26 protein-coding genes are annotated in these 25,681 nt (G+C 63.0%); 19 read left to right on the top strand and 7 right to left on the bottom strand.

All coding sequences use genetic code 11. The features are described from left to right. From AC1DMA_RS29185 to AC1DMA_RS29175, 3 genes are all read left to right on the top strand, one after another. The coding region (locus AC1DMA_RS29185) for a hypothetical protein (protein WP_478146337.1) at positions 1–208 on the top strand (208 nt) is incomplete at its 5' end. 230 nt (positions 209–438) lie between these two features. Continuing rightward, entirely contained in the window at positions 439–2,334 is a 1,896-nt protein-coding gene (locus AC1DMA_RS29180; protein ID WP_478128760.1) for an ATP-binding cassette domain-containing protein, read from the top strand. Positions 2,335–2,443: 109 nt separating this feature from the next. Further along, on the top strand, positions 2,444–4,150 hold the full coding sequence (locus tag AC1DMA_RS29175) for a phospholipase D family protein (RefSeq protein ID WP_478128759.1): 1,707 nt from the start codon (positions 2,444–2,446) through the stop codon (positions 4,148–4,150). Between the two features lie 17 nt (positions 4,151–4,167). Here AC1DMA_RS29175 and AC1DMA_RS29170 read toward each other — a convergent pair whose 3' ends face one another. Beyond that, complete coding sequence (locus tag AC1DMA_RS29170; protein WP_478146336.1) at positions 4,168–5,592, bottom strand: aminotransferase-like domain-containing protein; 1,425 nt, start codon at positions 5,590–5,592, stop codon at positions 4,168–4,170. A gap of 101 nt (positions 5,593–5,693) precedes the next feature. Between AC1DMA_RS29170 and AC1DMA_RS29165 the strand changes: the two genes are divergently transcribed. From AC1DMA_RS29165 to AC1DMA_RS29120, 10 genes are all read left to right on the top strand, one after another. Then, positions 5,694–6,299 carry a LysE family translocator gene (locus AC1DMA_RS29165; protein ID WP_478128757.1) on the top strand — a complete coding sequence of 202 codons (606 nt, stop codon included), beginning with the start codon at positions 5,694–5,696 and terminating at the stop codon, positions 6,297–6,299. Continuing rightward, complete coding sequence (locus AC1DMA_RS29160) at positions 6,296–7,225, top strand: DMT family transporter (RefSeq protein WP_478146335.1); 930 nt, start codon at positions 6,296–6,298, stop codon at positions 7,223–7,225. Before AC1DMA_RS29165 ends, AC1DMA_RS29160 begins: the two co-directional genes overlap by 4 nt. Positions 7,226–7,252: 27 nt before the next feature. Continuing rightward, positions 7,253–8,467 (top strand): aminotransferase-like domain-containing protein, encoded by a 1,215-nt coding sequence (locus AC1DMA_RS29155; RefSeq protein ID WP_478146334.1) that lies wholly within the window; start codon positions 7,253–7,255, stop codon positions 8,465–8,467. Between the two features lie 24 nt (positions 8,468–8,491). After that, positions 8,492–9,133, top strand: a complete 642-nt coding sequence (locus tag AC1DMA_RS29150; protein ID WP_478146333.1) for a glutathione S-transferase family protein — start codon at positions 8,492–8,494, stop codon at positions 9,131–9,133. A 5-nt stretch (positions 9,134–9,138) separates the two neighbouring features. Next, on the top strand, positions 9,139–10,041 hold the full coding sequence (locus tag AC1DMA_RS29145; RefSeq protein WP_478146332.1) for a PhzF family phenazine biosynthesis protein: 903 nt from the start codon (positions 9,139–9,141) through the stop codon (positions 10,039–10,041). 9 nt (positions 10,042–10,050) lie between these two features. After that, complete coding sequence (locus AC1DMA_RS29140) at positions 10,051–10,737, top strand: VOC family protein (protein ID WP_478146331.1); 687 nt, start codon at positions 10,051–10,053, stop codon at positions 10,735–10,737. 2 nt (positions 10,738–10,739) lie between these two features. After that, positions 10,740–11,372 carry a LysE family translocator gene (locus tag AC1DMA_RS29135; protein ID WP_478146330.1) on the top strand — a complete coding sequence of 211 codons (633 nt, stop codon included), beginning with the start codon at positions 10,740–10,742 and terminating at the stop codon, positions 11,370–11,372. Then, positions 11,372–12,337, top strand: a complete 966-nt coding sequence (locus AC1DMA_RS29130) for a threonine dehydratase (RefSeq protein ID WP_478146329.1) — start codon at positions 11,372–11,374, stop codon at positions 12,335–12,337. Before AC1DMA_RS29135 ends, AC1DMA_RS29130 begins: the two co-directional genes overlap by 1 nt. Positions 12,338–12,435: 98 nt before the next feature. Then, the gene (locus AC1DMA_RS29125; protein ID WP_478128748.1) at positions 12,436–13,077 is read left to right on the top strand and encodes a response regulator; all 642 of its coding nucleotides are present in this window, start codon (positions 12,436–12,438) and stop codon (positions 13,075–13,077) included. Between the two features lie 63 nt (positions 13,078–13,140). Further along, the gene (locus AC1DMA_RS29120; RefSeq protein WP_478128747.1) at positions 13,141–13,815 is read left to right on the top strand and encodes a histidine phosphatase family protein; all 675 of its coding nucleotides are present in this window, start codon (positions 13,141–13,143) and stop codon (positions 13,813–13,815) included. Here the strand turns inward: AC1DMA_RS29120 and cutA are convergent. Genes cutA through AC1DMA_RS29105 form a run of 3 tightly spaced genes read right to left on the bottom strand, consistent with a single transcriptional unit; the run spans position 13,806 to position 14,800 of the window. Beyond that, positions 13,806–14,138 carry a divalent-cation tolerance protein CutA gene (gene cutA / locus AC1DMA_RS29115; protein WP_478128746.1) on the bottom strand — a complete coding sequence of 111 codons (333 nt, stop codon included), beginning with the start codon at positions 14,136–14,138 and terminating at the stop codon, positions 13,806–13,808. The genes AC1DMA_RS29120 and cutA overlap by 10 nt on opposite strands. A 37-nt stretch (positions 14,139–14,175) precedes the next feature. After that, complete coding sequence (locus tag AC1DMA_RS29110; RefSeq protein ID WP_478146328.1) at positions 14,176–14,517, bottom strand: hypothetical protein; 342 nt, start codon at positions 14,515–14,517, stop codon at positions 14,176–14,178. A gap of 37 nt (positions 14,518–14,554) precedes the next feature. Beyond that, on the bottom strand, positions 14,555–14,800 hold the full coding sequence (locus AC1DMA_RS29105) for a GlsB/YeaQ/YmgE family stress response membrane protein (protein WP_286571615.1): 246 nt from the start codon (positions 14,798–14,800) through the stop codon (positions 14,555–14,557). A gap of 101 nt (positions 14,801–14,901) precedes the next feature. On the opposite strand from AC1DMA_RS29105, the gene AC1DMA_RS29100 reads away from it, so the two are divergent. Further along, positions 14,902–15,531, top strand: coding sequence for a YbhB/YbcL family Raf kinase inhibitor-like protein (locus AC1DMA_RS29100; RefSeq protein WP_478146327.1), 630 nt, complete (start codon positions 14,902–14,904; stop codon positions 15,529–15,531). Positions 15,532–15,567: 36 nt separating this feature from the next. Here AC1DMA_RS29100 and AC1DMA_RS29095 read toward each other — a convergent pair whose 3' ends face one another. Then, on the bottom strand, positions 15,568–16,386 hold the full coding sequence (locus tag AC1DMA_RS29095) for a creatininase family protein (protein WP_478128743.1): 819 nt from the start codon (positions 16,384–16,386) through the stop codon (positions 15,568–15,570). 72 nt (positions 16,387–16,458) lie between these two features. Further along, complete coding sequence (locus AC1DMA_RS29090) at positions 16,459–17,814, bottom strand: PQQ-dependent sugar dehydrogenase (RefSeq protein WP_478146339.1); 1,356 nt, start codon at positions 17,812–17,814, stop codon at positions 16,459–16,461. A gap of 137 nt (positions 17,815–17,951) precedes the next feature. On the opposite strand from AC1DMA_RS29090, the gene AC1DMA_RS29085 reads away from it, so the two are divergent. The 5 genes from AC1DMA_RS29085 to priA all read left to right on the top strand — a co-directional run bounded on the left by AC1DMA_RS29085 (position 17,952) and on the right by priA (position 25,389). Then, positions 17,952–18,695: an alanyl-tRNA editing protein gene (locus AC1DMA_RS29085; RefSeq protein WP_478146326.1), complete on the top strand. Its 744-nt coding sequence runs from the start codon at positions 17,952–17,954 to the stop codon at positions 18,693–18,695. Positions 18,696–18,809: 114 nt separating this feature from the next. Next, positions 18,810–20,948 (top strand): protein-disulfide reductase DsbD family protein, encoded by a 2,139-nt coding sequence (locus AC1DMA_RS29080; RefSeq protein ID WP_478146338.1) that lies wholly within the window; start codon positions 18,810–18,812, stop codon positions 20,946–20,948. Between the two features lie 94 nt (positions 20,949–21,042). After that, complete coding sequence (locus AC1DMA_RS29075) at positions 21,043–21,735, top strand: thioredoxin family protein (protein WP_478146325.1); 693 nt, start codon at positions 21,043–21,045, stop codon at positions 21,733–21,735. A gap of 55 nt (positions 21,736–21,790) precedes the next feature. Beyond that, positions 21,791–22,894: a uroporphyrinogen decarboxylase gene (hemE, locus tag AC1DMA_RS29070; protein ID WP_478146324.1), complete on the top strand. Its 1,104-nt coding sequence runs from the start codon at positions 21,791–21,793 to the stop codon at positions 22,892–22,894. Between the two features lie 371 nt (positions 22,895–23,265). After that, positions 23,266–25,389 carry a replication restart helicase PriA gene (priA, locus tag AC1DMA_RS29065; protein ID WP_478128739.1) on the top strand — a complete coding sequence of 708 codons (2,124 nt, stop codon included), beginning with the start codon at positions 23,266–23,268 and terminating at the stop codon, positions 25,387–25,389. 24 nt (positions 25,390–25,413) lie between these two features. On the opposite strand, the gene AC1DMA_RS29060 is transcribed toward priA, so the two are convergent. Then, positions 25,414–25,623: a hypothetical protein gene (locus AC1DMA_RS29060; RefSeq protein WP_478128738.1), complete on the bottom strand. Its 210-nt coding sequence runs from the start codon at positions 25,621–25,623 to the stop codon at positions 25,414–25,416. Positions 25,624–25,681: the final 58 nt, after the last annotated feature.

Genomic DNA, 25,681 nt, shown 5'->3' with positions numbered 1-25,681 from the left:
CAGCGAAGCCCTCTATTATTACACGATTTTCAGAAGATTCGAAAAACTTTTGAAGTTTTTTTCTTCCCCCTCTCCGCTCATCTCAATACCACCCCGGAGAGCAACATCAAGATCCGTGTTTAGCGGAGCCTTCGATTATGACACGGTAAAAAGACCATATCAAATCAAAGGTCTTCGCCTGCTTGGCCTGCTTTCTCACGAGCGTTAAGGCAGCCAATCCAGCGCAGCTCTCGATTATGCCACGCTTTTAAAGCGATCCTGCACACTCGTCCCGGTCGAATGCGATTGAACGGCGTCCTACAAAATCCTTCACCACGCTCGGCCGAGTTCTCCATCATAGGCCCGCTTTCAGTTGTGCGTGGAGGCATTCGGCCCCTTCCGCTCAGAGCGGTCATCACGGTCAAGCGTGGTGCCCAACTCAGATAATGCAGTCCATACATGGCACTCATTACTCTTCTCGACGCCCAATTGGCATTCGGACACGTCCCGCTACTGGATCACGCGGACTTTTCACTCGTGGAATCGGAACGTATCGGCCTCATCGGCCGCAACGGTGCCGGCAAGTCTTCACTTCTCAAGATCATCGGGGGATTGGAGAAGCCCGATGACGGGACCCTCCAGGTCCAACAAGGGCTAAGGACTACCTACGTTGCGCAAGAGCCATCTCTCGACATGGAGGCCAACGTCTTTGTAGCTGCGAGCGCAGGGCTGTCGGAAGTGATCGCCATTCGGGATCAATACCTGTCCGGCGCGCCGGGTGTTGATCTCGATGCGCTTCAATCGCAGATCGAAGCGTTTGATGCCTGGAACTGGGAGCAGCGGGTCGAGGAAACATTGCATCGCCTTCATCTGGACGGCGCGGCGCGGGTCGGTTCGCTTTCCGGCGGTACCCGCAAACGCGTGGCGCTCGCGCAAGCGCTCGTCGCCACACCCGACGTGCTGCTTCTCGACGAGCCTACCAATCACCTTGATCTCGACTCGATCGAGTGGCTCGAGCAGTTGTTAATCGACTTCAAGGGCAGCGTGGTGACGATCACGCACGATCGGAGCTTTCTCAACCGGGTGGCGACCCGTATCTTGGAACTGGACCGGGGGAAGCTGAACTCCTATCCGGGCAATTTCGAGCAATATCTCGTACAGAAGGACGAGCAGCTTGCACGGGAAGCAGTAATCAACGCAAAAGCCGACAAGCTGCTGGCCCAGGAGGAGATCTGGATCCGCAAGGGAGTCGAAGCGCGCAGGACGCGAAGCCAGAGCCGCATCAATCGCCTTGAGGCACTGAGGGCGAACCGGGCCGCAAGGCGGGACGTGCTCGGAAGCGTCAACATGGACGTCTCATCCGGCCAAGGCAGCGGAAAGATCGTCGCTGAACTGACTGACGCCTCCAAGACGTTCGGCGACAAGCCAGTGATCCGCGGCTTCACCAGCACGATCCTGCGCGGCGACAAGGTAGGTTTGATTGGCCCCAATGGCGCAGGCAAGACGACCCTGTTGAAGTTGATCCTCGGCGAACTGGAGCCGGACAGCGGGAAGATTCGACGCGGGACCAATCTGCGAGTGGCCTACTTCGACCAGATGCGCAATGCGCTCAACCTCGACGCAACGCTGGAAGACTTCATCAGTCCAGGAAGCGAATGGATCGAGATCGGTAGTCAGCGCAAACACGTGAAGAGCTACCTTGCAGACTTCTTGTTTTCACCCGCACGCGCCCATTCGCCTGTACGGTCGTTGAGCGGAGGAGAACGCAATCGGCTGCTGCTGGCGCGTCTGTTCGCGCGTCCCGCAAATGTGCTGGTTCTGGACGAACCGACCAACGATCTCGACATCGACACACTGGAGCTCCTTGAGGATCTACTCCAGAACTATGACGGGACCGTGTTCCTCGTGAGCCACGACCGCACCTTCCTGGACAACGTGGTCACGAGCACGATCGCGTTCGAAGGCGACGGCAAGTGGCGCGAGTATGAAGGCAGCGTGCAGGACTGGTTGACCCAATCGAAGCGTGCACGAGAGATTGCAGAGGAGCGAGCCGTGGCGGCGGCCCCTGTCGCGGCAGCACCTCCGCCAGCCCCTGCTGCACCGCAGCGCACGGGGACGAAGAAAAAACTTTCCTACAAGGAACAACGAGAGTTCGAACTGCTCCCCGCGCAGATCGCAGCTCTCGAAGACGAGCAGAAGCGCATCGCCGACGCGCTGGATCAGGATGGCAGCGCCATCTACGCGAATGATCCATCTCGAGCAGCCGAGCTTGCCGAACGCCACGCAAAGATCGAAGAAGAGTTGCTGGCGGCCCTCGAACGTTGGGAAGAACTCGGCGCGGCCGGCGAGGGATAACGGCGTTATTGTCTGACGCGAGCTGGGCTATGGCCGCGCTTAGCATGCGGCGTCCTGACTTTACAGACCCCGCATGCATTCATTCCGGATGGTCCGACGGTGCGCCGCAATGGCCCTGCGCCTTTGCGTGGCATCCGGCTTTGTCTTGTGTCTCTCCGCCTGCGCACAGCTGCCCCAGGACGTGCAGAGGCCGGTCTCAACAGCTTTAGCGACAGCCTCGGACACTCCTTTGGCCGCGATCGTCAGGCAACGCCAAGAGGCTGCAGCCACCCGCTTCGACTCCGGTTTCCTCCTGCTCGAGGGGCCCCAGGCCGCCTACGGAAGCAGACTCGCGCTGGTACAAGGCGCGCAGAAGACATTGGACCTGCAGTACTACGCGATTCACGCCGACGCGAGCACGGCGCGTCTACTCATTGGCGTACGCGAAGCGGCCCGGCGGGGCGTGCATGTGCGCGTACTCCTCGACGATTTCCACAGCACGGGCCGCGACGCGCTTGTGATGCGTCTCGCCTTGGAGCCCAACATTGAAATGCGAATGTTCAATCCCTTGGTCGGTGGGAGAGACTCGACTCTGGGGCGCCTCGTAAGCTCGCTCGACGATGCTTCTCGCATTCAGCAGCGCATGCACAACAAGCTGTTCATCGCCGACAACGTCATGGCTGTCGCGGGGGGCCGCAACCTGGGGGATGCCTACTTCGGCAACGACAAGAGCGCAAACTTCATTGACCTCGATGTGCTGGCGGCAGGACGGATTGTGCGCGACCTTTCACGGACCTTCGACGCCTATTGGAACAACGAGCGAGCCTATCCGGTGCAGTCCCTCGTCACGCGCAAAGAGCTCGACAAGTTGCGCAGCGACGCACGGGCGGCGGACGCCACGGAGCGAGAACGCGCCCCGAGTGGCGCCGCACCGCCTCAGGTGGATGGTGCACCCCCTTCCGCCGCTCAGCGTGCTCACGCATGGGACGAACAACCGATGGATCTCCGCGAGGCCGCGTTCGTATGGGCTCCCGCGGTCGTACTCGTCGATAAGCCAAACAAGATTCCCCTCGACGGATCAAAATCAGATGCGAGCGACTCCAAACTTGCACAGGCCCCGGTCGTCAGCGGCAAGTCGGCACGTCCTCCAGGCTCGCGCCCGAACAGTTCCATGGATGCGGCAGCCAACGCTGCAGAAGACGGCGACACCGTCGTCGAAGGCCTTTTGCAACTGATCGGCCTCGCCCGACACGACCTGCTGATCATCTCTCCCTACTTTGTCCCCGGTCCGGAAATCAAACATGCCTTCGCCGCCGCTCGCGCACGCGGCGTCAGTATTCGCGTACTGACGAACTCGCTTTCATCAAATGACGCTCCCATCGCTCATGTGGGCTACGCGCGGCATCGGGAGGAACTTCTCTCGATGGGCATCGAACTCTACGAGTTGCGCAGCGAACAAGCGGGCCTGAGTAGCGCCCTCGGCGCAGGGAGCAACGTTGCCGGCGAATCACGGTCGATGCTCCATTCGAAGGTGCTGGTTCTTGATGGGCGTCTTCTGGTGGTCGGTTCGATGAACCTCGATCTGCGCTCGCAACTTCAGAACACGGAAATCGCATTGCTGATTCGAAGCAATGAGCTTTCACGGATAGCGACCGACAATATCGAGAAGGCCTTTCGAGAGGGTGCATGGCACGTTGAGCAACGCGATGGCCATCTGGTTTGGCGGGCGCCGGCAGGCAGCGGGGTGGCGGACGCCATGTCCGAGCCCGACACCAGTGCCAGTTTGCGTTTGCTGCTCAAACTGCTGGGTCCACTCGCCCCCGACAAACTGCTTTGAGAGGCGCGTCTCGGCGCCTAAACCTGATCCCRCACACGGGTGAATACTCGCCAGAATGCAGCATCCTGCCCCGTTGCGAAGTTGATGCGCATCAGCGTGGTCGGAGGTCGTCTTGCATGAAATAGCGAGCCTGGCGCGATCAGATAGCCCTCGTCGAGCATGCGTTGCGTCAGTACATCCGTGTCGACGCCCGTGTCGAGCCAGCCGAAAAGTCCAGCGGGTTCCGAAGCCAGCGTGCATCCCGCACCCAGGGCCAGCTTGACTGTGCGCCCGCGTGCGCCATCGAGGCGCAGTCGAATTCGCTCTGCGTGCCGGCGCAATTGACCTTGATCGATGCACCAGGCCAATGCTCGCTCCAACAACGACGGCGTGGTCAAAGTCGCGATCAGCTTCGTCTCCAGAAGTCGCCCGACCATCTCCGGTGAAGCCGCCAGAAAACCGATGCGCCAGTTGGGCGCGAGGATCTTTGCAAATCCGCTGACATAGATGGTGCGCTGCAAGCCGTCGAGCGCGCAAAGACGGGTCGCGTACTCGGGCGCGAGGTGGCTGTATGTGTCGTCTTCGACGATGTGAAAGTCGTGCTTGTTGGCCAACTGGAGGACGCGGTGGGCGCTGCCGGGCGACAGGCTGTACCCGGTCGGGTTGTGCAGCACGCTGACACTCACGAAGAGCTTGGGACGGTGACCTTCGCCCGCGTTGCAATAGCGCTCCATCACGTCCAGGTCCGGGCCGTCGGCATGGCGCGGGACGGGCAGGATTCGCATGCCGAGCGCTTGGAGCCGCGCGAACTCGAGCGCCCACCCGGGTTCCTCGACCATCACCGGATCTCCGGGCCGCAGCAATGTCCGGCTCACGATGTCCAGCGCATGCGTAGCGCCCACCGAGGTCACGATCTGCTCGGGACCCGCCGGTACGTTGATGCGCGCAAGCTTGGTGGCCAGGCTTCGCCGGAGCCCGCTGTCGCCCGCTGGCTCGCCGTACTGCAGCGAAAACTCTTGCAGCGACTTGGTGTTCGTCACGCGACGCACGGCCGCAGGCATGAAGGTCGATTCCAGCCAATCGGGCGGAAACACACCCATGCCGGGCTGTGGCTTGTCGCTGGGCCGGTAAAACATGCCGCGGATCAACATGCTGGCGTCTGCTGCGACCGTCTGCGCCTGCGGTGGCTGCGCGGCAAAGGTCATGCGGGCAGGCGCGTTTCCGGCGGGCGCAGCAGAATCACGCACATAGAAGCCTTTTTGACGCCGCGCCTCGATCAACCCCTGAGCAAGAAGCTGGTCGTAGGCTGCAACCACCGTGTGCGCACTGACGCCCTGCTGCCGCGCACATTCACGGACAGAAGGCAAGCGCGCCCCCGGGGCGAGCAGGCGGTCCCGGATACGTTCGGCAAAGCGATCGGCGAGCTGCCCTGTGAGCGACTGTGTGGACGTTCGTGTCAGCATGCGATTCGGTTCTGTGTTGATCATCAGACCAATACAGACTGCCTTCATTGTTTGAGAAACTGTATAGGAACTGTAATGGTCATGAGTTTAGACTGTGGCCTATGAACTGGCAAGAATTCACCACGCTGCTGGTACTGGCCACGGCGATGAGTTTTTCGCCAGGGCCAAACACCACTCTGTCCACGGCTCTGGCTGCCAACAGAGGCCTGCCGCATGCCATGCGATTCGTGATCGCCGTCCCTGTCGGATGGACGCTGTTGCTGCTGCTTTGCGCAGCAGGCATCGGGGCCCTTGTGGTGGCGGCCCCATCCTTGCGGCTGGTCATCAAGGCCTTCGGCATCCTCTATCTCCTGTGGCTTGCATGGAAGCTCAGTGGAAGCGCCACGCTTGCGCAGGCAAACGGAAATAGCGAGCAACTCGACGTCGGCTTCAAGCAGGGCGTTCTGCTTCAGTTCCTCAACATCAAGGCGTGGCTTCTGGCATTGACGCTGGTTGCTGGCTGGATCGCGGGCCACGCTGATGCGTTGCACCGTTTCGCAATCGTTGCGCCCGTGATGCTCATCTACGCCTTCGCCAGCAACTTCAGCTATGCAGTGGCCGGCGCGTTGCTCCGCCACTGGCTGGCGCACGGCCGCCGGCTGCTCTGGTTCAACCGCGCCATGGCGGCCGTACTTGTGCTCACCGCGTGCTGGATGGTCGGCGTATGAAGATCAAGGACGAGACGCTTGGCATGTGGCTCGGCGTGCTCGGTGTCGTCTTCTTTGCCGTGACGCTGCCCATGACACGGCTCGCCACAGGCACGCAAGCGGCGCCGCAACTCTCGCCCTGGTTCGTGACGCTGGGTCGCGCGGCCCTCGCCGGCGTTCTTTCGGCCATCTTCCTGCTCGGCACGCGCGCTCCCCTGCCGCGGCCGCATCAATGGAAAGCGCTGGTCATGGCCGTGCTGGGCAATGCGATCGGTTACCCGCTGCTTCTGGCCTATGCGCTGCGTGTGGTCACTGCGAGCCATGCCGCCGTGGTCACGGCACTATTGCCGCTCGTGACAGCTGCGTGCGCTGCCTGGGTGCTGCATCAGCGTGCGAGGCTGGGCTTCTGGCTTTGCGCCATCGCAGGCAGTGCGCTGGTGCTGGTTTTTTCGCTGCTGCGCGCGAACAGCCAAGGCGCGAGCTTCGGCTTCGAATGGGCCGACGTGCTCTTGGTTGGAGCTGTGTTTGCGGCCTCTCTCGGCTACATATACGGCGCGCAAGTCACGCCTGCACTGGGCGCTGAACGTGTCATCTGCTGGGTCTGCGTACTTGCATTGCCTGTGACGCTGCCGGGAACGCTGTTGCTTTGGCCACAGCAACCGATTGCCGGGTCCGCCTGGGTCGGCTTCGTCTACGTCGGAGTGTTCTCGATGTGGGTCGGCTTCTTCGCCTGGTACCGCGGCCTGGCAATGGGCGGCGCCTTGCGCGTGAGCCAGACGCAACTGCTGCAACCTTTTCTTTCCATCCTCGCCGCCATTCCCCTGTTGGGCGAGCCGCTCGATATCGTTACGCTCGGCTTTGCCGCCGCGGTGGTCGCCACCGTGGTTGCGGGGAAGAAGCTTTCGCAACCGCGAGCCCGTGCCGCTCTCGCCACCGCTTCGCGATAACGATTCATACATTCACGGAGTCATGACATGAACTGGAAACTCGCCGCACGCGCCGAAAAGATGAATCCTTCAGTGATTCGCGAAATCCTCAAGGTGACCGAACGCCCAGGCATCATCAGCCTTGCCGGGGGCCTGCCCTCGCCCAAGACCTTCCCCATCAGCGAATTCGCCGAAGCCTGCGCCGAAGTTCTGCACAAGGATGGCCAGGCGGCCCTTCAATACGCTGCCAGTGAAGGCTACGGTCCGTTGCGCGAAACAGTCGCGGAAATGCTTCCGTGGAACGTGGACCCTGCACAGGTGCTGATCACGACCGGCTCGCAACAAGGCCTTGATCTGATCGCCAAAGTGCTGCTGGATCCCGGCAGCCACGTGCTGGTCGAAACGCCGACCTATCTCGGCGCGCTGCAAGCTTTCTCGCCCATGGAGCCCCTCCCCATCAGCGTCGCGAGCGACAACGAGGGAGTGGTCGTCGACGACATGGTTGCCAAATCGAATGACGCGCGGTTCGTTTACCTGCTGCCTAATTTCCAGAATCCGACCGGTCGCACAATGACTGAAGAGCGGCGTGCAGCGGTATCGGCCGCGGCGGCAAAGGCAGGCCTGCCCATCGTCGAAGACAACCCCTATGGTGAACTCTGGTTCGACGAAGCGCCGCCGCTGCCGCTCACCGCTCGCAACCCCGAGGGGTGCATCTATCTTGGCTCCTTCTCGAAAGTGCTTGCGCCCGGCCTGCGCCTGGGCTTCATGGTGGCACCCAAGTCGATCTATCCGAAGTTGCTGCAGGCCAAGCAGGCGGCCGATCTGCACACGCCGAGCTTCAACCAGCGAATGGTCTCCGAAGTGATGCGCGAGGGCTTCCTGAGCCGCCACGTGCCGACCATCCGCGCGCTGTACAAGCGCCAGCGCGATGCGATGCTCGCAGCRCTCACTCGCGAAATGAAGGGCCTGCAGGTCGAATTCAACAAGCCTGCGGGCGGCATGTTCCTGTGGCTGCGCCTGCCCCAAGGCATGAACAGCGTCGAGCTCCTGCCCAGAGCGGTCGAACGCGGCGTCGCGTTTGTTCCAGGCCTCCCCTTCTACGCTGGCGAAGGCGATCCGCGCACGATGCGTCTCTCCTTCGTCACTGCAAGCGTCGACGAAATCGACACGGCCATTGCCGCCTTGGCAGATGCGGTTCGCGAGCAGCTTGCGCACAGTGCCGCGGCCGAAGTTCAGCGCCAGTTAGCCGCCAGCCCCACCTGAGATCGCACCAAAGGGTCGTTCGACATGCTCAACATCTGGGGGCGCATCAGCTCCATCAACGTACGCAAGGTAGTTTGGTGCGCACAGGAACTCGGGCTCGACTTCCAGCGCACCGAGGCAGGTGGAAAATTCGGTGTCGTCCAAACGCCGGAATACCTGCAGCTGAATCCGAATGCCATGGTGCCGGCGATCGACGACGGCGAAGGCGAGGACCGGGTCGTACTCTGGGAGTCGAACGTGATCGTGCGCTATCTCTGCGCCAAGCATTCGACAGGAAAGCTCTACCCGGAAGCCCTCGCTCAACGTTTCGATGCCGAACGGTGGATGGATTGGCAGCAAACCACCTTGAATGCGGTCAGCGGCGGCGCGTTCAAGCAATGGATACGCACCCCGGCATCGCAGCGACAGCCCGAAGTGATCGAATATTCAGTTCGCGCGACGGAGCCGTTATTCGCTTTGCTGGACGCCCATCTTTCGACGCGTGCTTTCATGCTTGGAGACCAGTTCTCGATGGCCGACATCCCGGTCGGTTGCGAAGCGCATCGCTGGTTAGGGCTGCCGCAAACCGAATATACGCACCCCTCGTGGCCGAATGTGGAGCGCTGGTTTGCAGACCTGCGCAGTCGGACGGGTGCGCGCGGCGTGCTCGACCTTCCACTTGAATGACACAGATGAAAACTCGCCCGTTCAAACAAGTCGACGTCTTCACCTCGACGCCCTACTTCGGCAACCCCCTGGCGGTGGTGCTCGACGGGACCGGGCTCGACGACGTGACGATGCAACGCTTTGCGGCCTGGACACACCTGTCCGAGACCACATTCCTGCTGCCCCCCACCGATCCGGCGGCCGACTACCGCGTGCGCATCTTCACTCCTGGTGGCGAACTGCTCTTCGCGGGCCATCCGACGCTCGGCAGTTGCCACGCGTGGCTGCAGGCCGGCGGAAAGCCCAAGGCGGGCAACCGCATCGTCCAGCAATGCGAAAGCGGCCTGGTGCCGATGCACAGGGAGGGCGATCGCCTGACCTTCGCCGCACCGCCTTTGCGGCGCAGCGCACCCAGTCCGACGATGCTGGCGAAAGTGGCGGCAGCGCTGGGCATCCGCGCTCCACAGATCGTCTCGGCGCAGTTGCTGGACAACGGCACTGTCTGGCTGGGCCTGCTGCTGGCCGACGCTGACACGGTGCTTGCGCTCAAGCCCGACCATCGCGCCTTGTTCGAACTCGGCTACAAGGTCGGTGTCGCCGGATTGTCTGCAGCTGAATCACCCCAGCTAATCACGCGCTCGAATCGCGAAGCGCGAGCATTCGTGCTCTCGGACGAATCGGCCCCGGGCATCGAAGTACGAGGATTTGCAGCGCCGGTCGGCGTCGAAGAAGACCCGGTCACCGGAAGCTTCAACGCCAGCCTCGCGCAATGGCTGATCGCCGACGGGCATCTGCCGGAACGGTACGTCGCGACCCAAGGGCAAGTGCTGGGCCGCGATGGACGCGTCCACGTCATGCGCGACAGTGACGGCCAGGTCTGGGTGGGCGGCGACTCGGTCACCTGCATCGACGGAATCGTCACGCTCTAGGCTAGCGCGATGAAAGCGCGACTGGACCATCTGGTGATTGCCGCGGCGACCCTGGACCAGGGGGTGCAGTGGTGCGAGGCCACATTCGGTGTGCTACCCGGTCCTGGCGGCGCGCACCCTCTGATGGGCACGCACAACCGTCTGATGAAGATCGGCGCGGCAGATTCGCCGCGCCTGTATCTTGAAGTCATTGCGATCGATCCCGCCGCAGCATCGCAGCGGAACCCAATGAGACAGCGGTGGTTCGACTTGGACGATGCCGCACTGCAAGCGACGCTAGAGCGCGAAGGCCCACGACTGGTGCACTTCGTCGCAGAAGTCGCGGACGTTCATGCCGCAGTCCAGATGCTGAGCCAAGAGCGGCTCGATCGTGGCCGCGTGATCGAGGCATCGCGCGATACGCCAGCCGGTCGCCTGTCGTGGCAAATCACGGTACGCGATGACGGTCAGCGACTGTTCTACGGTGCATTGCCGACATTGATTCAGTGGGGCCCCGTGCATCCGAGCGACAGCATGAGCGATTCGCGAGTTGCCCTGCGTTCGCTGAGCATTGCACATCCGCGTTCGACGGACCTCGCCTCTGCGCTCCGCGCGATCGGCCTGACGGGCGTATCTCTGGCGAACGGCGCACCCGATCTTCACGCTGTGTTCGACACGCCGCGCGGCACCGTCGCGCTCCACTCCCGAGGAATCTGATCATGTTGACCGCCTCCGAATTCGCCTGGTTCAGCCTCGCCGCGCTCATACTGGTGCTGACGCCCGGGCCCAACATGATCTATTGCGTCTCGCGCGCGCTGTGCCAGGGCCGTGCCGCCGGCTTGATTTCGCTCGCCGGCGTGCTGCTCGGATTCGTCATGCACCTGATGGCAGCAGCGCTCGGCCTCACGGCGCTGTTGATCGCCGTTCCCGTCGCATTCGACGCCATCCGTCTCGCCGGCGCCGCCTATCTCCTATGGCTGGCCTGGCAAGCCGTGAAGCCCAATGGCACCGCACCGTTCGAAGCACGACTGCTGCCGCACGACAGGCCGGCCAAGCTTTTCAGCATGGGCTTCCTGACCAACCTGCTCAACCCCAAGGTGGCCATGTTCTATCTCTCCTTTTTCCCGCAGTTCCTGCATCCCGACCGCGGCTCCGTACTGTTGCAGAGCCTGGCGCTCGGCGCGGTTCAAATCCTCGTCAGCGGCGGGATCAATATGCTGCTGGTCTTGGGCGCGGCAAGCATCACGGGCTTTCTGTCGAGGAGCAAAGCTTGGCTCCTCGCGCAGCGGTACGTCATGGGCAGCGTGCTCGGCGCGCTCGCCGTTCGCATCGCCCTAATGGATCGCAAGTGATGAGATTCAGCCGCGAAGAGATCGAATCCGCGTTGAGCACCGTCCACTCGGCGATGCCGCCCACGCCGCAGTACGCATGGCCGTTGCTCGCGCAACGCCTGGGATGCACGGTTTGGACCAAGCACGAGAACCACACGCCGATCGGCGCTTTCAAGCTCCGCGGCGGACTCACCTATTTCGAGACGCTGGCACGCGATCAACCTCGGATTCGGCATGTCGTCAGTGCCACGCGTGGCAACCACGGCCAATCGGTCGGCTTTGCCGCTCGACGCCACGGTATCGCTGCCACCATCGTGGTGCCCCATGGCAACTCGCTCGAAAAAAATGCAGCCATGCGGGCACTGGGCGTGACCCTGGTCGAGCATGGCGACGAGTTCCAGACGGCAAGCGAGCACGCCGCCGTATTGGCCGAACGGGACGGATTGCATCGCGTCCCCTCGTTTCATCGCGAATTGGTGCGCGGCGTGGCAACCGGCTGGATCGAGTTCTTCGAGGCCCTGGCGCCTGCTCCGCCGGATGTCCTGTTCGTGCCGATCGGCCTGGGTTCCGGCTTTGCGGGCGCAGCGGCTGCCCGCGCACATTGCGGCGTGTCTACTCGGCTGATCGGCGTCGTCTCGTCGCACGCCACCGCATATCTCGACTCATTTCGAGCCGGAACGGTGGTCGAGGCACCCGTCAGCACCCGCCTGGCCGATGGCATGGCTTGTCGAACACCTGTCCCCGAAGCGCTGGAGGTGCTCAGGCGCGAGGCCGACGACATCGTCTCTGTCGCCGACGGCGAAATCGCCGAGGCGATGCGAATTCTTTTTACTGACACACACAATGTGGCCGAGGGCGCGGGTGCCGCCGCGCTTGCGGCCGCAATCCAACAGCGCTCCCGTTGGCAGGGAAAGACGGTCGGCATTGCGCTGTCCGGCGGCAATGTCGACGCCGATATGTTCGCGGGTGTGATCACCGGATCCTGATCCCAAAAGCACACGCAACCCCGCTGTTCGTTTGTCGTATGTAAGTGGTAGACGAAGACTACAATCCCGCTCCCTTCAGCAACCGACATGGGATTGCCATGAACAAGCGCGTCATCGTCGCTGACGATCATCCAATCATCAGAGCCGGCGTGCGTATGGTGTTGAAAGACGCCTTGGACATCTCCGTCGTCGCCGAAGCCGATTCGCCGCAAGCGCTGATCGCCGTGCTGGCCGAGACACCCGCTGACTTGCTGATCACCGATTTTTCGATGCCGGGCGGAGAAGAAGCAGACGGCCTCGCCCTCGTCCAGCGCATCCGCCGCCTGTACCCCGACATGCCGGTCATCGTGCTCACCATGATGAGCAACGTCGGCGTGCTCGGCGCCATCCTCGCCAGCGGTGTGCGCGGCCTGATCGACAAGGCCTCGGGCATGAACGAGATCGCGATCGCGATTCAGGCGGTGGGTCAAGGTCGCGACTACATCAGCACCACTTTCAAGCACAACCTTCAGCAAAGCCAGTTCGACACCGAAGTCGGCGCCTTCGCGCGCCTGTCGCCGCGCGAAGGCGAAGTCCTTCGACTTTTCGCTTCGGGATTGACCGTGTCCGCGATTGCGGAACGTCTTTCGCGCAGCATCAAGACCGTCAGCCGCCAAAAGTCCGATGCGATGGCAAAGCTGGGTCTCAAGAGCGATCTGGAGATCTACGTCTTTGCGCGCGAACACAACCTGATCTCCTGAGTATTCAGCTTTCCCGTCGCCGCCGCGACCTGAAGTTTCCGAACCACTGGTCAAAATCGAGCCATGGGAACTCTCTATCTCGTGCGCCACGGACAGGCCAGCTTCGGCGCAGCGGACTACGACAACCTCAGCGCGCTCGGCAAGAAGCAGTCGGTGCGCCTCGGCGAATACTGGCGCGAGCGCGGCATGCAGTTCGATGCCGTCATCACGGGCACCTTGAAGCGCCATCGGCAGACCTGGGAAGGCATCGCCGAAGGTTTGGGGTTGAAGCGCGACGACGTCCTTCCCTGGCCGGGACTGAATGAATACGACAGCGAAGCGCTGATTGCGACCATTCACCCGGACAAGCTGGAGCGAGCCGACACGCCGGAGATGTACCGGCACCATTTCCGCCTGCTGCGCCAAGGGCTAGACAGCTGGATGCAGGGTAGGACAGAGCCAACCGGCATGCCGACCTACGTCGATTTCCTCGCGGGCGTGACGAGCGCTCTGGACCATGTTCGAGACAAGCACCACGGCGCGAAGGTGCTGGTGGTGTCGAGCGGCGGCCCCATCAGCACCGCGGTGGGCCATGTGCTGGCTACCAGCCCCGCCACGACGATCGAGCTGAACCTGCGCATGCGAAACACGGCGGTGACGGAGTTTGCCTTTACGCCGAAGCGTCACATGCTCGTGACCTACAACACGCTGCCGCACCTTGATGGCCCGGCGTACGAAGACTGGGTGACCTACTCCTGAACGGGTGGGACACAGCCCCCTTCAACCCAGCTGAGATAGCCTGCCGATCCGCCGGCAACCGGCATGCGAATGATCTCGGGCGTCTCATAGCTGTGGCGCTCGAGGATGAAGGACTCCAGCGCCGCATAACGTGCCTCGAGCGTCTTGATGTGCAGCACCCACTCGGGCTCGCGATGCAACGTGTCCTGCCATCTGTACAGGCTTCGCACCCGCTGCACCTGCACGCAGGCGGCCAGCCGCTGCTCGACGATCTCGGCCGCGAGCGTTTCAGCCTCGTCTTCGGTGCCGAGGCTGGTGGTCACAATGCAAAAGGCGGAGTTCATGTCCTTCTCACTTCTCCATTCGGAACCTGTCCAGAACCTACCCTTGCCAGACGCCGTAGCCGGCCTCGCGCAGCGCGATGCCGAGTTCCACTTCCATGTCCCTGGCCGCCTCATAGGGCATCGGGTTGTACATCGCATAGAGCGCCGGCAAAAGCCGAAGGCCATGATCACGGACAAAGCCATTGGCCTGGATGCCGGCCTTGTGCTTGTCAAAGCGCACGTCCGGATCAAGACCGGTCATCCCGACATAGACAAAGGGCATGCCCAGCTTGTAGTCGGGATTCACGCGGCGAAAGCGCGCGGCATTCCACACCTGATCGCCGAGTTCCACCACGTACACATGGTGGTGATGGCGACTTCGTGTTTTCCGAACCGGCATGTCCTGCACCCAGAGGCGGTGTCGCCGCCGCGCGAACTCACTTCCGCTTGATCAGGCCGTAAAGGACCAACAGCACGATCGCGCCGACCACCGAAGCGATGAATCCCGCGCCCTGACCCGCCGTGTACCAGCCCATGGCCTGACCCACGTAGGTCGCTATCAGCGAACCCGCAATACCGATCAGCGTGGTAACGATAAAGCCTGCGGAGTCATCTCCGGGTTTGATGGCGCGTGCCACAAGGCCCGCGACGAAGCCAATCAGAATGGTCCAAACGATGCTCATAGGGTTCCTTCGGCGAAGAGTCGCGGTGGGGTTTTCATGATAGCGCCCGAGCCCCCTGGCGTCCTACACACGCATGGGTCGGACCGCGCTATACAGGCAGCATGCTCGAAAAACTCCCCGATGTGATCGGCCACGCGCTGCACGACGTCCGGGCCGGTCTCGACCAGATAGCTTTCAACACACTCGGTTTGCGCCAAGGAATGGCTTCGATCAAGCTCGCCAGCCTGGCCTTTGCCGATCACGCCCCAGTGCCTTCGCGCTATACGGCCGATGGCGAGGGCGAGTCGCCACCGCTGCACTGGACCGAGGTGCCGACCGGCTCGACCTCGCTGGTCCTGCTGGTGGAAGACGCGGACTCTCCGACGCCGCACCCGCTGGTTCATGCGATCGCAGTCAATCTCCCGCCGGGCGATGGTAATTTGCCCGAGGGTGCGCTTTCGCGCGACGACGAAGAAGGAAAGGTGTTTCGTGCGGGCCTCAATTCGTATCTTCAGGCGAGTTGGCTTCCGCCCGATCCGCCGCCCGGTCACGGCGTGCATCGCTACGCTTTCCAGATCTTCGCGCTGGGCGCCCCGCATGACTTTTCCGCGACCCCTGGCCGCGATGAAGTTTTCGACGCGCTGAAAGAGCATGCCATCGCGAGTGGTCTCCTGATCGGCACCTGCGAGCGGCCCGACGGTTCGATCAAGATCAAGGATCTCGCGCCGACGGGGCCCTTGCCGGCCGGCTGAAGATCCGTGGGACCGCGGATCCGCTTTTCGAACGCTTCAGGGCAATGGCCCGGTGTTTGCTGTGGTCAGCGGCAAACGCGCCACTTCCGCCAGCAGGGCGGCCAGTTGCGCAGCGCTCGCTTCGACCAGCGCGCGGCCTTTTTCGGCGGTCGCCGCCGCGGCATTGCCGGCGGCGCCTTCTGGGTTGTAGTCTTCCATCGCCCAGCCGAGTTTGGCGCTCCGCCCGTTGCCAAGGACCGAATAGTCGACGGCCCGCTGTCGCGAAGTCGAGCCGAAATCGCGAGCGGCCTCCATGTCGACCTGACCGGGAGACAGGGCCAGCATCATCGAGGTCTCCATCTCGCCGGCATGGACGCCGAACCGATGCTCATCGTCGCTGAACTGAGTGGCAGCCTCTCCGAGCGGGAGGTTGAACCAGCTCGCGCTGTAGACGATAAGACCGTGCGCCGCACGAAGTTCGCGCGCCACGATGTCCATCGCACCGACGTGCCCGCCATGGGCGTTGAAGAGCACCAGCTTTCTGACGCCGGCACGCGCAACGCAGGCGCCAATCTCGCTCCACAAACGGATCAGCGTTTCCGAAGACAAAGTGAGGGTGCCGGGGAAGCGTGCGTGCTCGGGGCTCAGGCCAACATGCTGGGTCGGCAGGAACAGCACCGGCAGATCGGGCGGCAGCAGCGGAAGGGCAGCCTCCACGATACCATCCACAAGCGTCGAATCCACGCTGAGCGGCAAATGCGGACCGTGCTGCTCCGTGGCGCCCAACGGGAGCACTGCAACGGTGGTCGCCGGATCGAGCGCGCGAAAGTCGCGCGTCGTGAATCGAGACCAGTAGCGGCTGGGGGGAGCTTTCATCCGGGCAATCTTAGTGCCCTGCGAGGGGTTCCACTTCTGCTTCTGCTTCTGCTTCTGCTTCTGCTTCTGCTTCTACTTCTTCTTCGCCACCCGCCAAACCGTATTGCCCACATCATCGGCGACCAGAAGCGCGCCGCTCTTGTCCAGTGCAACGCCGACGGGCCGACCCTGCGCCTTTTGGTCGGCATTCAAGAAGCCGGTGAGAAAGTCGACCGGGGGACCGCTCGGGCGACCGCCGACGAAGGGCACGAACACCACCTTGTAGCCCGCGAGCGGCTTGCGGTTCCATGAACCGTGTTCGCCGATGAATACGCCATTGGCGAACTGCGCCGGCATCCCTCGCGGGCTCGAAAAGACGACGCCGAGCGGCGCCCGGTGCGAGCCAAGGGCGTAGTCAGGTGCGATCGCCTTGGCGACCATGTCCGGTCGCTGCGGGACGACGCGATTGTCGACATGCCCACCGTAGTAGCTCCACGGCCAGCCATAGAACGCGCCCTCCTTCACCGAAGTGAGATAGTCGGGCACGAGATCGCTGCCAAGCTCATCACGCTCGTTGACGACCACCCAGAGACTCTTCGATTCGGGCTCCCAGGCCGCCGCGGCGGGATTGCGCAGGCCGCCGGCAAAGAGGCGCTTCTGCCCGGTCTTCGGATCGACCTCCCACACCGCGGCTCGTCCTTCTTCGGCCGCAAGACCGTTTTCACCGGCATTGCTGTTCGAGCCGACCGTCACGTAGAGCTTGGACCCGTCACTGTTCGCGACAACGTCCTTGGTCCAGTGATGATTGATGCCCGCGGGCAGATCGGTCACCCGCGTCGGAGTCGCCGTGACGGTCGTCTGGCCTTCGGCGTACGGAACCTTCACCAGCGCATCGGCGTTCGCGATGAACAACTCGTTGCCGACCAGGACCACGCCAAAAGGCGAGTTGAGGTTCTCCATGAACACCTGCCGCACATCGGCCACCCCGTCGCCGTTGGAATCCCGCAGGAGCGTGATGCGGTTGGCACTCGGCACGCCCGCCCCGGCGCGGTTCTGGACGACCTCCTGGACCTTTGCCCTGATGCGCGCCATCAGGCCGTCGCCGCCGTCATGGCTGCCTTCCGGCGGGGGCGGCTTGTTGCTTTCGACGACGAGGACATCGCCGTTTGGCAATGTGTAGACCATCCGCGGATGGTCGAGCCCCCGGGCAAGCGGTGTCACCGCAAACCCTTCGGGAGCCGTCGGGCCGGCAGTGTCCGTCCAGCCGATGGCAGGCGCGATGTTGAGCGTGGGGATCAGCGTGCTCGTGGGCGGAGGCAATTCGGGCGTTGCGCCGATGCCGGCGTCCGGCGGCAGTTTCGCGGCCTCGCCACAAGCGCTCAACGAGATCGCAATAACCAGCGGCAGGGCCAGCGGGGCGATCGCGGAGCGGGCATGAATGCGGAGCATGGTCTTCATGGGTCGAGGTCCGTCCAATCTCAATCTGTAACCATGCATCTTGAGGCATTCGCCGCGTCCGACTGTCGGCGACGGGCGCTTTCGAGCGTGGGCACACCCCGCCGCGCCCGCACCGCTACCATCGGGCAATGACCGACGATCTTTTTCGCGCCGACGCGTATCTGCGCGATTGTGAAGCCCGCATCCTGAGGATCGAGGAAGGTGCCGTCGTGCTCGACCGTACCGTGTTCTATCCGCAGGGTGGCGGCCAGGCGGGCGACAGCGGATGGCTCGAACTCAGCAGTGGCCGCCGGTTGGCCATTGCCGATACACGCAAGGCCAAGGATGTCGAGGGCAGGCCCACCACGGACATCCTGCACGTGCCGGCGCCCGAACAGTCCGCGATTCTCGATACCCTGAAGCCCGGCGAACCCGTAGCCGCGCACATTGACTGGGAGCGCCGCCACAAGCTGATGCGCTTTCACACCGCCACGCATCTGCTTTGCCATTTGGTTCCTCAGCCGGTCAACGGCTGCTCCATCACCCCCGAGTACGCTCGCCTCGATTTCCACATGACGGAGCCGCTTGACAAGGAGACGCTCACCGCCGGTCTCGCAAGGCTTGTTGCTGCCGGCCATCCTCTCGCAGTGGGCGCCATCACGGATGACGAACTGGACGCCAACCCGGCGCTGGTCAAGAGCATGAGCGTTCAGCCGCCGCGCGGTTCCGGAACCGTTCGCACCATCCGCATCGGCGAATCCGAGCAGATCGACTTTCAGCCCTGTGGCGGAACGCACGTGGCGAACACGCGCGAGATCGGCTCGGTCGTCGTGACGAAGATCGAGAAGAAGAGCGCCAACAGCCGGCGCGTGGTGCTTGGATGGGCATCCTGATTTCGCACTGGAACTTCGCCCTGAACACCCGCTCGGACTGACGGCATGGAATTTTTATCCTCTCTACGCATCGCGGGTTTCGCTTTTGCGGCGCTTTCCGCGCTCACAACCTGCATGCCGGCGGCCGCGCAGTTGAGCTCCAAGGTGGGCTCGGTGGTCACGACACCGCACGTGCGCGCCGAACTGATTGCGAATGCGCCGGACGGCGTTTCGCCGGGGGCGCCCGTCTGGGTCGGGTTGCAGATCACGCATCAGCCTGAATGGCATACGTACTGGAAAAACGCTGGTGATTCCGGCCTTCCGACCGAGCTCACGTGGTCACTTCCACCTGGCGTGTCGAACGGCGACATCGCTTGGCCAGTGCCAAGAAAGATCCCCATCGGCAATCTCGCCAACTACGGCTACGAAGGGACAGTGTTGCTCCCCGTGCAACTCACGGTAGCGCCCGACTTCAAACCGGCCACGGCGCCCACCGGCGCCGGCGAACTCGATGTGCGGCTCAAGGCATCCTGGCTCGTATGCCGCAAGGAATGCATCCCGGAAGAGGGCGAGTTCCGGCTCAAGCTGCCGCTGCAAAGCTCGACAGCACTTCATGCAGGCGAATTCGAATCGGCATGGGCTGCGCAGCCCGTGCCTCTCGCGAAAGCCGGCCAAATTTCCATCGCTGGCGACAAGCTCGAGGTTCGCGTCGAAGGCCTGCCTGATCCGGCGCACGGAAAGACGCTCGAGTTTTTCCCCGAAACGGGCGAGGTGATTCACACCGCCGCGATACTCGGAAAGGACTGGAATCAATCGTGGGACGGCGCGACCTGGACTGCGACCGTGCCGCTCGCCGAGCAACGCAGCGCCAGCCCCGCGGTGATGCCCGTCGTGGTCGCACTCTCCGAAGGCGATCGGCAGCCCGGCAAGCCATTTGCGTGGAGAACCGAAGCTCCCGTCAGCGGCAATTGGCCTACCGTCGCGGCCAAAGCACAGGTGACACCAGCGCTTCAGGCAGCGCTCGACGCCAACAGCAGCGGAAGTGGCAACGCCCCAGTGAGCCGCCCTTCCGGCACGCTCTGGGTCGCGCTGCTTGGCGCCCTTTTAGGAGGCTTGCTCCTGAATCTCATGCCCTGCGTGTTTCCGGTGCTGGCCATCAAAGTGCTCAGTTTTACCCGGCGAGCGGAAGACCAGCGCGGCCACCGCGTGGCTGCGCTCGCCTATGCAGGCGGCGTCATCCTGTCCTGCCTCGCGCTCGGCGGCGCGATGCTGGCCTTGCGGGCTGCGGGAACCCAGCTGGGTTGGGGATTCCAGTTGCAGTCGCCTGCGGTCGTCGCGGCACTGGCGGCGCTGTTCACGCTCATCGGGCTCAATCTCGCCGGACTGTTCGAATTCGGAAACTTTGCATCGCCCTCCCTGGGCGCTGTGCAGGCGCGGCATCCAGTGGCCAACGACTTTCTTTCGGGGGTGCTCGCAGTCGTGATCGCCTCGCCTTGCACTGCACCTTTCATGGGCGCGTCGCTGGGCTTCGCGATCGGATTGCCGGCCGTCGAGGCCTTGCTGATGTTCGGGGTGCTCGGCTTTGGGCTGGCGCTGCCCTATCTCGTCGCTGGATTCGTGCCTGCAATCGCCCGCCTGTTGCCGAAGCCGGGGCCCTGGATGGACACGCTGCGCCGCCTGCTCGCCTTCCCGATGTTCGCCACGGTGGCGTGGCTGGTCTGGGTCCTGGGCCAGCAAAGCGGCATCGACGGCGCGGGCGCGCTGCTCGGCCTGCTGATCTGCCTGGCCGCGATTGCGTGGGCACTGACGCTGGGTGGCCGCACGCGCGTCGCCATGACAGGGCTCGCCCTTGCGGTGACAGCGGTACTGGCGGTCGCGATCGGCGGGAACGTCGTCAAGACGACGGAGCCGCGCCAGAGCGAAGCTGCTGCCGGCGAACGCTGGCAGCCTTGGTCCGCTCAGCGGGTTGCGGCGTTGAACGCGGGCGGCCAGCCGGTGTTTGTGGACTTCACCGCCGCCTGGTGCGTGACCTGTCAATACAACAAGAGAAGCACTCTTTCGGATGATGCCGTGCTGGCGGACTTCGCCGCCAGGAACGTCGCGTTGCTCCGCGCCGACTGGACGCGCCGCGATCCGTCCATTACCGCCGCCCTGACGGCATTGGGGCGCAGTGGCGTGCCCGTCTATGTGCTTCAGGCGCCGGGCAAGGCGCCGATCGTGCTGACCGAAATCCTGAGCAAGAATGAGGTGCGCGCGGCGCTGGCGGCGCTTTGACCCTGCGGCAATACGGGTTGTCACATGCGCTTGAAGAATCCGTTCTAAGCTGCGGTGGTTGTTGCGTATTTCTCATTGGAGGTCAAAGCTGACCATGTCACCATCGTCATCTTCCGAATCCCGTTCTTTTCGCGCCGCACGCCAAGCCAGGGCGGCCCTGACCCGGGCTTCACGGCGCGCTGTCATGACGGCTGCCGTCGCGCTCGGCGCGACTTTCCTCATGAACGCCCAAGCCATGGCTGCCCCCGCTGTCGGCCAGCCGGCTCCCGATTTCATTGCCGTCGACACTGCCGGCAACCAGCATCGCCTCTCAGACTTCACCGGCAAGTACGTGGTGCTCGAATGGACCAACCCCGGCTGCCCGTTCGTGCGCAAGCACTACGGCAGCGGCAACATGCCAGCCACCCAGAAATCGGCAACGGGCAAGGGTGTCGTCTGGCTGGCCATCAACTCGACCGAACGCGCTGCCAGCGACTACCTGAAGGCCCCCGAACTGGAAGCCTKGATGCACGAACAGTCGGGTGCGCCGACCGCCGTGCTGATGGACGAAGACGGTGTGATCGGTCGAGCCTACGGTGCACGGACGACGCCGCACATCTTCATCATCGACCCGAAAGGCACGCTCGTATATGCCGGCGGCATCGACAGCATCGCTTCGGCGCGCCCCGAAGACATCAAGACAGCTGCCAACTACGTGAACCAGGCGCTCGGCGAGGCTTTCGACGGCAAGGCGATCAGTGCCGCGACGACGCGGCCCTACGGCTGTTCGATCAAGTACAAGACCTGAGTCACAAGACCCGGGTCGCCGAAGGCTGCGGCCAAGCCCCTGCGACAATCGCGGGATGCCTTTTGCCCCCTTGAAGAACGACACTTTCCTGCGCGCCTGCTGGCGCCAGGCCACTGACCACACGCCTGTCTGGCTCATGCGCCAAGCTGGGCGCTACCTGCCAGAGTACGTTGCCACCCGTGCAAAGGCCGGCAGCTTCATGGGCCTGGCGACCAATGTCGACTACGCGACGGAAGTCACACTCCAGCCGCTCGAGCGCTACCCGCTCGACGCTGCCATCCTGTTTTCCGACATCCTCACTGTTCCCGACGCCATGGGACTCGGGCTTTCGTTCGAAGTGGGCGAAGGGCCGCGCTTCGCACGACCCGTGCGAGACGAGGCGGCAATTTCGGCCCTCGAAGTGCCGGACATGGCCAAGCTGCGCTATGTGTTCGACGCGGTCGCATCGATTCGAAAGGCCCTTGACGGCCGCGTACCGCTGATCGGGTTTTCAGGCAGTCCCTGGACCCTGGCCTGCTACATGATTGAAGGCGCGGGTTCGAGCGACTACAGGCAGGCCAAGACGCTGCTCTACAGCCGCCCCGACCTCATGCACAAGCTGCTCTCCGTGAACGCGGATGCGGTGGCCGCTTATCTGAATGCCCAAATTGCGGCCGGTGCCCAGGCCGTGATGGTGTTCGACAGTTGGGGTGGCGTGTTGGCTGACGGCGCATTCCAGGAATTCAGCCTCGCGTATACGGCGCGCGTTCTATCGCAGGTTCAACGCAATGGCCCTGACGGCGAACCCGTGCCGCGGATCGTATTCACCAAAGGCGGCGGCCCGTGGCTGACAGACATGCGCGCGCTGGATTGCGAAGTATTGGGCCTCGACTGGACGACCAATCTAGGCAAGGCACGAGCGCTGGTCGGCGAAGGCACCGGTGGCAAGGTGCTGCAAGGAAACATCGATCCCAACGTGTTGTTCGCGCCGCCCCGGCAGATCGAGGCTGAAGTGGCGAAGGTCCTGCAAAGCTTTGGGCGGCCGCACACTGACATCCAAAGCACAGGTCCGACCCACATCTTCAACCTTGGCCACGGTATTAGCCAGTTCACCCCGCCGGACCAGGTCGCGGTGCTCGTCGATGCTGTTCACGCGCAGTCGCGGGCACTTCGCGCCTGAGACGATTGTTATCAATTGTAAACACAAGACGAGCGATCAGCGCTTTGTCAAGGGGGCAAAAAGCGTAAGGGCCGACTGACTTATGCACAAAACACCTGTTGCGGTGCGCAAAAAATATCTGAGGTCCGATGCCGATGCTCCTAAAGGGATAGCGCAGCTAAGTCATTGATTCATAAGGGGATTGAACTTTGCGGTTTTTGCGAGCATTCCAACGGAAGCCTTGATTTTCAAGGGCTGCCGTTGAATCCAGACCCGATATCAACAAAGTTATCCACAGAAAATCTGGATGAACCGCAAAGCGCATCAAAATCAACAACTTAGGTCGTTTTGTTCAAAGTACCTTTAACAAACAAGCGCAGCGGAGATCGCGGTTGAACTGGCGCGTCGACGTCGCAGTTCAGACTCCTGCCCATAGCGCACTAGGGGATGTCCTTAGTTACGCAAGTGGCGCGCCGGTGACGCCGGGCGCTTTGGTGCGGGTGCCATTGGGACGCCGTGAGGTGCTTGGCGTGGCTTGGGCGACGCATGCGGAGGCCGCCGAGGCTGCCGAATCCGGAGCACCGGGCGTGGAATTGAAGTCCATCGGCGCGGTCCTTGATGCGCTCGCGCCGCTCGGCGATGCCTGGCGAGATCTGGTGGCCTTTGCGGCTCGCTATTACCAGCGTTCCCTGGGTGAAATCGCGCTGGCCGCCTTGCCACCGCAGCTTCGCGACTTGTCGAGCGTGCAATTGGCTCGGCGCCTGAAGCGAAAGAGCACGTCAGCGCCCTCGAATGCCGACGCTTTCGCTCCTGTTTCCGTGATCCTCAGTGACGAGCAAACCGCGGCCTTGGCGCGCTTCGAGGCCGAACCCGGGCCGTTCTTGCTTTTCGGTAGCACTGGAAGCGGAAAGACCGAGGTCTATCTTCGCGCCGTAGCGGCGCTCCTCGACCGCGAACCCGAAGCACAGGCGCTGGTGATGGTGCCCGAGATCAACCTGACCCCACAGTTGGAGGCCCGCTTCAAGGAGCGGTTCGCAAGCCGCTTCGGCGCGGATGCGGTCGTCTCGCTGCACAGCGGCATGACGAATCCGCAGCGTCTTGCGAGTTGGCTCGCCGCTCACAGCGGCGCGGCTCGTATCGTGCTCGGGACCCGGATGGCGGTGTTCGCCTCCATGCCCACGCTGCGACTCATCGTCGTCGACGAAGAGCACGACCCCAGCTACAAGCAGCAGGAGGGCGCTCGCTATTCCGCACGCGATCTGGGGGTGTGGCGCGGTCATCGCGAAAACGCGAAGGTGATCCTCGGCTCCGCCACCCCCTCACTCGAAACCTGGCACCAAAGCCGGCCGCCGTCAGGAGAAGATGCAGGCGGCCGCTATGCGCGGCTGGCAATGCCTTCGCGCATCGGCACCAGCTTGCTCCCCACAGTGCGACTGGTCGATATGAACCTTCAGCCGCCCAGGACGGTCTTGTCGGTCGCCCTGCTCGATGCCATCGGCCAGCGCATTGCGCGAGGCGAGCAAAGCATGGTGTTCCTCAACCGGCGCGGCTACGCACCCGTACTGGCATGCGGCGACTGCGGTTGGAAAAGCGAATGTCCACACTGCAGCGCTTATCGGGTGTTCCACAAGATCGATCGCACGCTGCGCTGCCACCACTGCGGTTTTGCCGAACGCGTGCCGCGCACGTGTCCAGCCTGCGGCAATCCCGATATCGCGCCAGTCGGCCGCGGCACCGAACGGCTTGAAGAACACTTGGGCGAGCTTTTCGCGCCCGTCCAGCGACCGGATGGAAGCGCAGTGCGAATCGCCCGCATCGATGCCGACAGCACTCGCAAGCAGGGCGCCCTCGAATCGCAGCTGGCGGCAGTGCATGCAGGCGAAGTCGATGTGCTCGTGGGCACGCAGATGATCGCCAAGGGGCACGACTTCAGGCGAATCACGCTGGTGGCGGCCGTCAATCCGGATGGGGCGCTGTTTTCGAGCGACTTTCGAGCGCCGGAGAGGTTGTTCAGTCTGCTCATGCAATCTGCGGGACGGGCGGGCCGTGACGCGGCGTACTTGATGTCGCAAGGTGCGACCGCCGAAATGTGGATTCAGACGCACCATCCGCAGCATCCGCTTTTTGCGGCCTTGCGGCGCCATGACTACCCCGCCTTTGCTCAGCGCGAACTCGAAGACCGCGCCGCCGCCGGCATGCCGCCGTTCGCGTTCCAGGCGCTTTTGCGCGCGGACGCTCGATCGCAAGAGGTTGCGCAGGCGTTTCTCGCTTCAGCGAGTTCCGCGGCTGAAAGCCTCGCTGGGTCGGAATGGGTCACGCGCTACCCGCCGGTTCCGCTCGCGATTCAGCGCGTTGCCAATGTGGAGAGAGCGCAGATGCTGGTCGAAAGCCAATCCCGGGCAGCCTTGCAACGGTTGCTCGCAGCCTGGCAACCGCTGTTGCATGAGCTGCGGCGGACGCCCGAAGGCAAGGGGGTGATCCGCTGGCTGGTCGACGTCGACCCGCACAGCATCTGATCGCCCCCGCAAAATCGCTCGGTCCTACAGCAAACCGACCGGCTCCTTGCCCATTTCCACGTACTGCAAACTGGAACGCCGTCTTCGATTTGCCGCCCCTGGCCACGCCAACAACACCGCAGCGAGCAGGTAAATGGCGAGCGCCACGCCCGTACCGAGGGCACCCACGTGCCACAGCCAGGTGACGACGGCCAGGCAAACCAAGGAAAGCACCCCTCTCATCAAAGTTGTCATGTCAACTCTCCCGATCAGGAACTCACTTTAGCAGCGACTTTGAGAACCTAAGAACTAT

This window comes from Variovorax sp. 05N34 (assembly GCF_056397405.1).
The sequence above is the reverse complement of the archived record's forward strand: the minus strand, read 5'-3'. Positions and strand labels throughout refer to the sequence as shown.

Coding starts and splice junctions, on each gene's coding strand:
- AC1DMA_RS29180 (WP_478128760.1), top strand. CDS start 439: ATGGCACTCATTACTCTTCTCGACGCCCAATTGGCATTCGGACACGTC.
- AC1DMA_RS29175 (WP_478128759.1), top strand. CDS start 2,444: ATGGCCCTGCGCCTTTGCGTGGCATCCGGCTTTGTCTTGTGTCTCTCC.
- AC1DMA_RS29165 (WP_478128757.1), top strand. CDS start 5,694: ATGAACTGGCAAGAATTCACCACGCTGCTGGTACTGGCCACGGCGATG.
- AC1DMA_RS29160 (WP_478146335.1), top strand. CDS start 6,296: ATGAAGATCAAGGACGAGACGCTTGGCATGTGGCTCGGCGTGCTCGGT.
- AC1DMA_RS29150 (WP_478146333.1), top strand. CDS start 8,492: ATGCTCAACATCTGGGGGCGCATCAGCTCCATCAACGTACGCAAGGTA.
- AC1DMA_RS29145 (WP_478146332.1), top strand. CDS start 9,139: ATGAAAACTCGCCCGTTCAAACAAGTCGACGTCTTCACCTCGACGCCC.
- AC1DMA_RS29140 (WP_478146331.1), top strand. CDS start 10,051: ATGAAAGCGCGACTGGACCATCTGGTGATTGCCGCGGCGACCCTGGAC.
- AC1DMA_RS29135 (WP_478146330.1), top strand. CDS start 10,740: ATGTTGACCGCCTCCGAATTCGCCTGGTTCAGCCTCGCCGCGCTCATA.
- AC1DMA_RS29130 (WP_478146329.1), top strand. CDS start 11,372: ATGAGATTCAGCCGCGAAGAGATCGAATCCGCGTTGAGCACCGTCCAC.
- AC1DMA_RS29125 (WP_478128748.1), top strand. CDS start 12,436: ATGAACAAGCGCGTCATCGTCGCTGACGATCATCCAATCATCAGAGCC.
- AC1DMA_RS29120 (WP_478128747.1), top strand. CDS start 13,141: ATGGGAACTCTCTATCTCGTGCGCCACGGACAGGCCAGCTTCGGCGCA.
- cutA (WP_478128746.1), bottom strand. CDS start 14,138: ATGAACTCCGCCTTTTGCATTGTGACCACCAGCCTCGGCACCGAAGAC.
- AC1DMA_RS29110 (WP_478146328.1), bottom strand. CDS start 14,517: ATGCCGGTTCGGAAAACACGAAGTCGCCATCACCACCATGTGTACGTG.
- AC1DMA_RS29105 (WP_286571615.1), bottom strand. CDS start 14,800: ATGAGCATCGTTTGGACCATTCTGATTGGCTTCGTCGCGGGCCTTGTG.
- AC1DMA_RS29100 (WP_478146327.1), top strand. CDS start 14,902: ATGCTCGAAAAACTCCCCGATGTGATCGGCCACGCGCTGCACGACGTC.
- AC1DMA_RS29095 (WP_478128743.1), bottom strand. CDS start 16,386: ATGAAAGCTCCCCCCAGCCGCTACTGGTCTCGATTCACGACGCGCGAC.
- AC1DMA_RS29090 (WP_478146339.1), bottom strand. CDS start 17,814: ATGCTCCGCATTCATGCCCGCTCCGCGATCGCCCCGCTGGCCCTGCCG.
- AC1DMA_RS29085 (WP_478146326.1), top strand. CDS start 17,952: ATGACCGACGATCTTTTTCGCGCCGACGCGTATCTGCGCGATTGTGAA.
- AC1DMA_RS29080 (WP_478146338.1), top strand. CDS start 18,810: ATGCCGGCGGCCGCGCAGTTGAGCTCCAAGGTGGGCTCGGTGGTCACG.
- hemE (WP_478146324.1), top strand. CDS start 21,791: ATGCCTTTTGCCCCCTTGAAGAACGACACTTTCCTGCGCGCCTGCTGG.
- AC1DMA_RS29060 (WP_478128738.1), bottom strand. CDS start 25,623: ATGACAACTTTGATGAGAGGGGTGCTTTCCTTGGTTTGCCTGGCCGTC.